The organism is Candidatus Magnetaquicoccus inordinatus, from assembly GCF_004217665.1.
In the GTDB taxonomy this organism is placed as follows: Bacteria; Pseudomonadota; Magnetococcia; order Magnetococcales; family Magnetaquicoccaceae; genus Magnetaquicoccus; species Magnetaquicoccus inordinatus.
In genome coordinates this window covers 1-9,938 of sequence record NZ_RXIU01000130.1, presented here as the reverse complement: position 1 = coordinate 9,938, position 9,938 = coordinate 1, and the positions used below count along the sequence as shown (strand labels likewise).

The following is a 9,938-nucleotide window of genomic DNA, read 5'->3' as shown; positions in this document are numbered from 1 at the left end:
ACCAGTAGGCAGAGGTGATATAACAGGAGACCAGCATGGCTATTTTGTCGCGAGCAAACCTTTCTCCCAGGCCAATGGTCAAGAGCAAGCCAAAGGTGGCGATGCACTCACCACTCCAGTTGCCCAAGCCGCTGCGGATTTTAAGGCTGGTTTGCAAAATCGGCAACTCAAACATCAGATGCGCTATCCAAACGCCGATCATGCCGCCGATCACTTGTGCCGCGATGTAACCTAAAAACAAAACCGTGCTCAACTCTTGGCGCAAAAAGGCGCGCAAGGAGACCACTGGGTTAAAGTGTGCACCAGAGATCGGTCCCAGCAAGGAGATCAAAAAATAGAGCCCGCACCCGGTTGCCAAGGAGTTGGCCAACAAAGCGACCGCAGTATTGCCTTGTGCCAGGGTTTCTCCCATGATCCCTGAACCAACCACTATGCTCAGCAGCAGGGCGGTGCCGATGCCTTCGGAAAGCAGCTTTTGCGTGTTCATAGAGTACAACTCCTCAATCTTATAAAATAAATAGGTGGATCTTCCCCTTGCTTGACCACACCTTCAGCAAATATTCGTTCAGAAGAATATATGCCAATCGATATATATGGTCAAGCATATTTTTCAAGAGATGCTGCAGTTAGTGACATTTTTTGGCCAGGCTCTATCCCACACGCAGCAGGTGGTAATAGCGCTGCATGAAGACACGCACCCCATCGGCATACAGCCAGGGTCGTTCCAACACATCAATCAGCAAATCGCCTTTGCTGATTCGTCTTTCGGCTTGCGCTTCACCATCGATAAAACGAAAAGGGCCATCAAACAGACCAAAATAGGTTGCCACATACTGTCGTTTTAACCAGGGTTCGCCATTGCGGACACGGCAGAGAGCCGCTTGCCAGGGATCCAGGTCGAGAAGATAGAGCAGGGCTTGGTGCTGCAAATCCACTGAGCCTGCGGCGAGGAGTTGACGATAGTGGAAAGGATCGGAGGCCAGGAGCAGATTGTCCACACCTATCTCTTCGGCCATCTCCTTGCGCAGGTTGGCATCAAAAGCAGCGCGTGGCAGAGTGGGATCATCCCACACCACATGTCCGCCGACTGCCTTATCCCACATGAAGGGGTTTTCCGGCTTATCGCCTCTTTGCACCATGCGCAAATCACCATTGCTGTGCATCAGGATGACATGGACCACAGGTACTGCCAAATGGGCATCACCATGGTGACGGGAGTGGTCGCGGATCTCTGCCAAGAGGGCAGTGCGCTCTGCACTCTTGACATAACGGGCATTGCGATCGGTGGCATGAAGATATTCACTGGTAGACATGGGCGATTTCTGCAGGTTGGTTTTAATGATAAAAAAAAGGATGGTTTGTCTATGTGTTGGATCCGTGATTTTTTACTGTAGTCAGCGCTTTTCTGCAACACCTGGTTGTACAAGAATCCAGAAAATAGCCTCAGGAGATAAAATAATAATATTAATATGTATCAATTACTAATAATATATAACTGTATATAATTTATATTTTGTTTAATATAAATTACTATAAATATATAATATTGTTGTTGAATACTTTCTTGTTTACAGGATAACCAATATCTGGTAGGATCTGAAACGACTATTTGCAAAATTTGAAATAAGACAATTTATTGATATTTTTGCAATCAATAATATGGTTTTTTTCTGTCTATCAATCCTGTCCCCCTTGTTGCAGCACTGTCTGGTAATGATTCATTGTTGGTTTGCATGCAGGAGAAGAGGCTATCGGGCAATCAGGTTGCATAATCACATTCATTGAAAGGATTTGCAATGTCGCACCAAGGAAAAGCCAGTCTTAAAAATGTTCTAGCTTCTTCTGCATTTTTACTGGTTTTTGCACTCAGCGGATCAGGACAAGCGGACGATCTCTGGCAAATCTATCTTTCAGCATTGCATAACGACTCCAAACTGAAATCAGCTTTGCACCGCAAAGAGAGTGCTCTTGAAGCGGTACCGCAAAGTCGCGCCAGCCTGTTACCTTCAGCAAATCTGTCTGCACAACAGGGGCGCTATCAGCAAAATACCATGGATAATAATCGTTATGACAGCAAAGGATTTGCGCTCACTCTCCAGGTGCCGGTCTATCATCGCGACCGCCTGTTCAGTTTGGATATGGCCAAAGCGGATGCCCAGGTTGCTGAGTTGACCTATGCCATGGAGCAGCAGGAGCAGTTGATGCGCGTGGCAGAGCGCTATTTTAATGTGCTCTCTGCTGAAGAGAGCTTGCAGGTGGCTCTGGCAGAAGAGGCTGCCATGCGCAGGCAGATGGAGCTGGCCAAAGAGTCATTGGCTGCTGGTACAGCAGTGATTACCGAGTTGCAAGAGGCGCAATCGGGAATGGATTTTGCCACTGCGCAACTGATTGCTGCACGCAATATGGTGGATGCCCGCAAAAGGGAGCTGCTTGAGATCATTGGGGCTGAGGAGTCGCAACAGCCACTCACCTTGCAACCATTAAAAAAAGAGATTCCGCTGAAAGCACCGGAACCGGCTGCTGCCGAGCAATGGGTGCGCGTCGGGCAAGAGAGCAGTTTTGCCTTGAAAATTGCCCGTATCAAACGGGAACAGGCCAATCAGGCGGTGGAAAAGGCCAAGTCGGGCCATTATCCAACCATAGATGCCACAGCAGGCCACAACTATAACGACAGCACTGGCAGCAACTATTGGACCGGTGGGGTATCGACCTATAAAACCGATTATCTGCTTTTGCAGATGAATGTGCCGATTTTTTCTGGTGGGGCGACCCAGTCGCAGGTGCGGCAGGCCATTCAAGCCCGTGAGGCCATGCAGCAAGAGTGGGAACGCAGCCAAAAAGAGCTGGAAACCACCATTCGTAATGCCTATCTGGATGTGCAAACCGGTATTGCCCAGAGCAATGCCTTTGCGCAGGCCTTTACATCGGCAAGCAGCATGCTGCAGACAACCCGTGAGAGTTATGCAGCAGGGATGCGGACCATGTTGGATGTGCTGGCAGCCGAACGGGATCTTTTTCGGGCCATGCGCAATCTTGCCGATGCCCGGTATCGCTATATTTTGGGAGCTCTGCGTTTGAAATTTACTGCTGGCCAGTTAGGCGAGCAAGATCTTTCCCATATCAATGAATGGCTCAGCAAATGACAACTTTTTTTTATACCATGCAAAGCAAGCGCTCTTCTGTGCAGATCGGTTGTTGTCGGAGTAGTGCCAGGAGGTTGCTAAGCGCTCTGCTTCTGGCTGTTGCTCTCTGCGTTGTCTGGGCAGCTCCTGCTTTGGCCGGAGAAAAGCTCACTACGCAGACTGTTCTGTTGCACAAACAGCCTGCAGAAATGGTGTTTGCTGGAACCGTGGAAGCAGTCAAACAGGCCACAATGTCTTCACAGGTCTCTGGACAGATTGTCGAGATCAATTTTGATGTCAACGACTTTGTCAACAAAGGACAAGTGTTGTTGCGGATCAAGGGGGATCAACGGCTGGCCACTCTCTCTTTGGCCCAGGCCGGTGTGGAGGAGGCCAAGGCCGCATTGGCGCAGGCCAACAGTGAATTGGCCCGCAGCAAACAACTCTATGACAAACAGATGCTCACCAGTGCCAAAATGGATGCGGCCACTGCTGCGCAACTGGCTGCCCAGGCACGTTTGCGGGCAGCGCAAGCGCAAGTGGCGGGAGCCAGCGATGTGGTTGCCGACAATGTGATTCGTGCGCCCTATTCCGGTTATGTTCTGGAACGCTTTGTCCAGGTGGGAGAGAGTGCCACGCCAGGCAAGGCGATTTTTTCCGGCATGTCCTTGGATGAGTTGCGGGTTTTGGTAGCCATTCCGCAGACGGTTGCTCCTCTGGTGCGGCAACGCCAGCAGGCGCGCATCCTGTTGCCCGATGGCAAGGGGGTGTTGGCTACACAGATGACCCTCTTCCCCTATGCCGACAAAGTGGCGCATACCTTTGCTGTGCGTGTAGCAGTTCCTGAAGGGAGCAAAGGGCTGTTTCCGGGGATGGTGGTCAAAGTGGCCTTTACTGTGGGCGAAAAGGAGTTTTTACGTATTCCTGTGACGGCAGTGGTACAGCGTAGCGAGGTGAGCGGCCTTTATGTAGTCGATGCCGAGGAGCGGATCCATTTCCGGCGGGTATTGTTGGGTCATCGCGATGATGAGGGGCAAATAGAGGTATTGGCGGGAGTGGTGGCTGGGGAACGGGTTGCTTTGGATCCTCTCAAGGCGGGTGTGGCACTGCAAGCTGCGGGCAAAGGAAGCCATTGATGAGCAGCAGCGAAGAGATCTCTATTTCTGGTCGCATTGCCGGTCAATTTCAGAACTCGGCCATCACCCCCTTGCTGGGATTGGTGGGATTGTTATTGGGGTTGTTTGCCGTTCTGATTACCCCCCAGGAAGAGGAGCCGCAAATCTCGGTCACCTTTGCCAATATCTTTATTGCCTTTCCCGGTGCCTCTTCCGCCGAGGTTGAACAGTTGGTCTCGACGCCCGCTGAACAGATTTTGTCGGAAGTGGAAGGGGTCAAGCATGTCTATTCCACCTCCCGGCCAGGGATGTCGATTGTTACGGTACAGTTTGAGGTGGGGCAAAATCGCAACGGGGCTATTCTGCGTCTCTATAATGCCATCTTTTCCAACGAAGATTTTTTGCCTCGCCATCTGGGGGTGATGCGACCTTTGGTTAAACCGAAGGGTATAGATGATGTGCCGATTGTGACCTTTACCCTGTGGAGTGACCATCCCCAATGGGGTGGCTACGAGTTGGCGCAAGTGGCGCATGCCTTGGAGGCAGAGTTAAAACGGGTACCCAACACCAGAGATGTCTATACGGTTGGTGCACCGGATCGGGTTGTGCATGTGTTGCTGGATCCACAAAAACTGGCTGCAGCCCAGCTCTCCCTTGAAGATTTGTCTCGTGCTCTGAACTCTTTCAATACAGTTGCCCATGCCGGCAGCCTGGTCAGCAACAACCAGCAACTGCAGGTTCAGGCAGGAGAGTTTTTGCAAAGTGTCGATGAAGTGGCCGATTTGGTCATTGCCATGCGCAATGGCCAACCGATCTATCTGCATGAGGTTGCCAAGGTAAGTCTGGAGGCCGATCAACCGGATGCCTATGTCTGGTATGGTACTGGACCAGGAAGCAGATTGGCGGGGGAGCAAGAGGTGCGTGACGCCCCGGCGGTCACCCTGGCGGTGGCCAAAAAGCCAGGTGCCAATGCTGCCGAAATCGCCCGCAATGTCATCGAACGGATGCAGCAACTGCAAGGTCATATCATACCGGAGGATGTCCATTATACAGTCACTCGTGACTATGGTGTCACCGCTGCGGCCAAGGCCAGCAAGTTGATTGGTAAACTGGCCTTTGCCACCTTTTTTGTGGTGCTGTTGGTCTTGTTTACCATGGGTTGGCGGGAGGCCAGCATTGTCGGCGTAGCGGTGATCCTCACTCTGGCCTTGACCCTTTTTGCCAACTGGGCTTGGGGATTTACCTTGAACCGGGTCTCCCTGTTTGCCTTGATCTTCTCCATCGGTATTTTGGTCGATGATGCTATTGTGGTGGTGGAAAATATTCATCGCCATATGCACGGCGGGCACAAGCCTTTGCTGGAGATTATTCCTCAAGCGGTGCATGAAATTGGTGGACCGACCATTCTGGCCACCTTGACGGTGATCTCGGCACTGCTGCCGATGACCTTTGTGAGCGGCTTGATGGGACCATATATGAGTCCCATTCCCATTAATGCCAGTATTGGCATGCTGCTGTCGCTCTGTGTGGCCTTTGTGGTGACCCCTTGGCTGGCCTATCAAGGGTTGCATCGGCTCTATACCCGCCAACAGGCTGCTGCTCAGGCGGGTACGGGGCAGGGCGGTTCACTACCCCATAAACAGGCAGATGCTGCTGGCCAGCAGGCGCCTGTCGGCTATGGTGGCGCGGACGATGTTTCACCTGCTCTGTTGCGCTTTTTTCAGAGAATCTATCTGCCCTTCTTGACCAGCAAGAGGGTGACATTCAATCGCTTGTTGCTGGCTATCGGTGTTTTTGTTCTGATTGCGCTCTCGTTGTTGCTGGTTTCCCAGCGTCTGGTCATTCTCAAGATGCTGCCCTTCGACAACAAATCAGAGCTGCAAATTGTAGTCGATATGCCCCAGCACTCCACTTTGCAACAGACAGCTCGCGTCATGAGTGCCTTGACCGATTATTTGGCAAAAGTACCAGAAGTTGCCAACTATCAAGCCTATGTTGGCATCTCCTCCCCACCCGGTTTTAATGGTTTGGTACGCCAATATTATCTGCGCAAGGGCAGTCATGTCGGCGATATTCAGATCAACATTGTGGACAAACAGTTGCGTGAACGGAAAAGCCATCAGCTTGCCTTGGATCTGCGTGAACCTTTGCAGGCCATTGCCAAACCGTTGGGAGCCAATATCAAGATTGTCGAAGTGCCACCGGGACCGCCGGTGCAATCACCGCTGGTGGTGGAGGTGTATGGGCCGGACTTGGCAGGGCAAAGAGAGTTGGCGCGCCGCATAGAAAAGGTTTTTCAACAGACGGCTGATATTGTCGATGTGGACAGCAGCGTGGAACAGGATGCCGAACGACTGCTGGTGCAGGTGGATCGGCAACGGGCGGCACAGCTTGGTCTGTCACAAGCGGCGGTGACCCAGTTGTTGAGTACAGTTCTCCACGGTCAGGATCTCTCCTATATCCATAGCGGAACCGATAAATATGCCACACCGATCAGGGTGGAATCTGTTCCAGGTGATAAGGCCTCTCTGGAGAGCCTGTTGGCTTTGCAGTTGATGAATACAAATGGTGCGCTGATACCGTTGGCCGATTTTGTCAGTGTGCAGCGCCGAGGTATCGATCACGCCATCTATCACAAAGATTTGCTGCGTGTGGTCTATGTGACTGGTGACATGGCAGGCAAATTGGATAGCCCTCTCTATGGCATGGCAGCCATCCATAAGCAACTGGCAAACATGCACAGCGCTTCCGGTGCCTTGCTCAAGCAATATTTGTTCAGTCAACCCGCCACACAATATGATTATGCCATCAAATGGGATGGCGAATGGCAGATCACTTTTGAAACCTTCCGCGATATGGGTATTGCCTACAGCGTTGGTCTGTTGATGATCTATCTGCTGGTTGTTGCCCAGTTTCGTTCCTATTTGGTGCCGTTGGTGATCATGGCGCCGATTCCTTTGACGGTTATCGGGGTGATGCCCGGCCATGCCCTTTTAGGAGCTCAATTTACCGCCACCTCGATGATCGGCATGATCGCTTTGGCCGGAATCATCGTGCGCAACTCCATATTATTGGTTGATTTTGTCAACGAAACCATGGCCTCAGGGGTCTCTTTGGCGCAAGCTGTGATCCTTTCGGGAGCAATTCGATCCAAACCGATCCTGTTGACCGGTTTGGCGGCCATGCTGGGGGCCTTTTTTATCATCGATGATCCCATATTTAGCGGTCTGGCTATTGTGTTGATCTTTGGTATCTTCATCTCCACTATGCTGACTTTGTGGATCATTCCGATTCTCTACTTTGCTCTTGTACGCTGGAAAACAGGGAAAGGATAAGCGATGAGCATGGAAGCCTCCTCTCCTGATGGGCCGACTGTGCCACAGAGTCATGAACTGGTCGCCAAGGCGATGGGCGATTTTCAGGAGGCGATGAAAATTCGCAGCAGCTTGAATCTGCGGGTGGCGATGCGCGTTACCGCCATTTTGCGCACGGGCATGATCAGTCTGGCGGTGGTGGCGATTGTGTTTTTGCTGTTGTTGGCGCTGGTCAGCTCCAAATTGGAGTTTATGATCGGGGTGATGAACACCATGAATGTTCAATTTTCCAGCATGGCCAAAGATATGTCGGTGATGCGCCAGGTGCTCGAACAGATGGATAGGCATGTGGCCAGTATGCCGGTGATTGTCGGTGAAGTGGAGCGAATGAATGGCAGTGTGGCGGCTTTGCACACCGATATTCAGGCGATTGCCAAACGCATGCACCAGGTCGAAGCCAATCTGGGTGGCATTACTGCCTCGGTGGAGTCGATGACCCATACTTTTCAAGGCATGGAGTGGACTGTGCGTGGTATTGATGGCAATGTGCAACGCATGTCACGCCCCATGAAGCTGTTTAACAGCTTTGTCCCTTTTCAGTAATCGGAGAGTGATTGATGGTCAAGCAAGAGCGTACCTCTTCTGAAGAGGATGGTTTTGCCAAGAGTATACAGATTTTTGCCCAAACGGTTGCCACTTTTCGCACCGAGATGGAGAAGATAGATCAAAACTCCAAAGTTATTTCCCGACGTACCAGTCGGATCATTCGTGGGGTTTTGGCTATTTTGGTCTTGGCCTTTGCCTATATTTTTTCCAGGTGGTGCAGTTGACGGCAACCATGGTGGATATGATTGGCAGTTTGAATACCATGTATACCCGTTTTGGGGGAATGTCAGAGGATATGAAGCAGATTACCCAATCAGTGCTCTCCATGGGCAGTAATGTGCAGGGCATACCTGCTATTGCTTCTCATATGAAAAGTATGAATCAGAATGTGCAGGGGATGCACGGTTCGGTATTGCGCATGAAGGATGATATGGGACGCATGGAGCAGGAGGTTGGCACCATCAATCAGGATGTTTACCAAATGGCAGGACGTTTTGCCCAGTTGACCCAGTCGGTTTCCCATCTCAACTATAATGTCTGGCAGATGTCGCGTCCCACCGATATGTTGGGTCCACTCAATGGGTTGGCCCCCCCTTGAGCGATTGCCAGAGTAGATGCTGCAACAAATTGATCCTGTTGGCTGTTTTTCATCTCGGAATGGAGTAGCCGATCAGCAAGCCTACTGACCAAACAGCTCTTCCAGACTCTGTGCCTGCAGAATCCGGGCAATCCAGCTTTCAAGCGCTGGCAGTTCGGCTGTTGCCACTTTGTCTCTGATGGCAACAGGAAGGGGGCCAAAACGCAGTTGCAGAAGTTGCAATAATGTTTCGGCCGTGCCTTTTTGTCTGCCTTCCTCTCTGCCTTCCTCTCTGCCTTCCTGCTTGCCTCTTTCGACGCCTCTTTGTTCAGCCTCTTCCACAGCCAGTTCCAAGGCACCTCGTGCATCTTGAACGGCCATGGCTGCTTTGTCATAATATTCCAGCTCTTCGCGGTTCATGCCGGCCAGACGTGCTTTTGCAAAAGCATGTTGCAACACTGGCTCGGCAAGAGTTGCGGGTATCTCCTCCAGCGAAGAGGCAAAACGGATAAAATAGATCCACTTGTCCAGGAGATTGTCCAACGATTGCCAGGAACGATCAAACTTGGGCAGTTCAATAAAATAATAGAGAATTTCACGCAGCAAAGATTCACCAGAGAGCGTTTCGCGCATTTCGTGCGCCGAGACGCAATGCACAAATTCAGGAAAGAGAATAAAATCGGTGATGGTAATCGCAATCACCTGATTGAGTTTGGGATACTCCTCGGCATTGGCTATCTGGTGGACATAGGATTTGGCTGCGTTGTATTGAATGCGTTTGAGAAAGGCCCGCACCCGACTCACCTGCATCTCGACAATATATTGAACCCCACGATGGTCCAGGCAGCGCACATCCAGAACTGAGCTTTTCATGCCCAGGATGCGTGGTGCCAAAAAGGGATCAAGCAGCGTGATCTCTTTGAGTCTTTTCTCACCCGTCAAGCCGAGTAGAGATTCCAAGAAGCTGATGAGTATATCTTTGCCATCCTCGCTTCCAAAAATCATTTTGAAGGCAAAATCAATGCGCGGGTCGATAAATTGCATCACACCTCTCCTTATCCTCTCTGCCCACAAATTTTTGTCGAACAGGGATCCACTGACCCAGCATACAGAAAAACTCTCTTTAACAGTAACTATTCACCACCCAACACAACTGCGGGTCCAGGGAGGGCACCTCCCTGGCCGGGTCCAGGGATGGAATCCC

9 protein-coding genes are annotated in these 9,938 nt (G+C 51.2%); 6 read left to right on the top strand and 3 right to left on the bottom strand.

All coding sequences use genetic code 11. The features are described from left to right. Together EJP87_RS10325 and EJP87_RS10320 are read right to left on the bottom strand one after the other, a co-directional pair. The coding region (locus tag EJP87_RS10325; RefSeq protein ID WP_130471792.1) for an aquaporin at positions 1-487 on the bottom strand (487 nt) is incomplete at its 3' end. A gap of 163 nt (positions 488-650) precedes the next feature. After that, a complete protein-coding gene (locus EJP87_RS10320) occupies positions 651-1,313 on the bottom strand; it encodes an NUDIX hydrolase (protein ID WP_130471791.1) in 663 nt (220 codons plus the stop codon). Positions 1,314-1,796: 483 nt separating this feature from the next. Between EJP87_RS10320 and EJP87_RS10315 the strand changes: the two genes are divergently transcribed. From EJP87_RS10315 to EJP87_RS10290, 6 genes are read left to right on the top strand one after another with little or no spacing between them, the layout of a single operon-like run. Then, on the top strand, positions 1,797-3,143 hold the full coding sequence (locus tag EJP87_RS10315; protein ID WP_130471790.1) for a TolC family outer membrane protein: 1,347 nt from the start codon (positions 1,797-1,799) through the stop codon (positions 3,141-3,143). Then, positions 3,140-4,258: an efflux RND transporter periplasmic adaptor subunit gene (locus tag EJP87_RS10310; RefSeq protein ID WP_193771285.1), complete on the top strand. Its 1,119-nt coding sequence runs from the start codon at positions 3,140-3,142 to the stop codon at positions 4,256-4,258. Before EJP87_RS10315 ends, EJP87_RS10310 begins: the two co-directional genes overlap by 4 nt. Beyond that, a complete protein-coding gene (locus tag EJP87_RS10305; protein WP_130471788.1) occupies positions 4,258-7,572 on the top strand; it encodes an efflux RND transporter permease subunit in 3,315 nt (1,104 codons plus the stop codon). Before EJP87_RS10310 ends, EJP87_RS10305 begins: the two co-directional genes overlap by 1 nt. 3 nt (positions 7,573-7,575) lie before the next feature. Beyond that, complete coding sequence (locus EJP87_RS10300) at positions 7,576-8,154, top strand: hypothetical protein (protein WP_130471787.1); 579 nt, start codon at positions 7,576-7,578, stop codon at positions 8,152-8,154. A 14-nt stretch (positions 8,155-8,168) separates the two neighbouring features. Then, the gene (locus EJP87_RS10295) at positions 8,169-8,381 is read left to right on the top strand and encodes a hypothetical protein (protein ID WP_130471786.1); all 213 of its coding nucleotides are present in this window, start codon (positions 8,169-8,171) and stop codon (positions 8,379-8,381) included. Further along, positions 8,378-8,755: a hypothetical protein gene (locus EJP87_RS10290; RefSeq protein WP_130471785.1), complete on the top strand. Its 378-nt coding sequence runs from the start codon at positions 8,378-8,380 to the stop codon at positions 8,753-8,755. Before EJP87_RS10295 ends, EJP87_RS10290 begins: the two co-directional genes overlap by 4 nt. Positions 8,756-8,836: 81 nt before the next feature. Here EJP87_RS10290 and EJP87_RS10285 read toward each other — a convergent pair whose 3' ends face one another. Next, a complete protein-coding gene (locus EJP87_RS10285; RefSeq protein ID WP_130471784.1) occupies positions 8,837-9,778 on the bottom strand; it encodes an Rpn family recombination-promoting nuclease/putative transposase in 942 nt (313 codons plus the stop codon). Between the last annotated feature and the right edge of the window lie 160 nt (positions 9,779-9,938).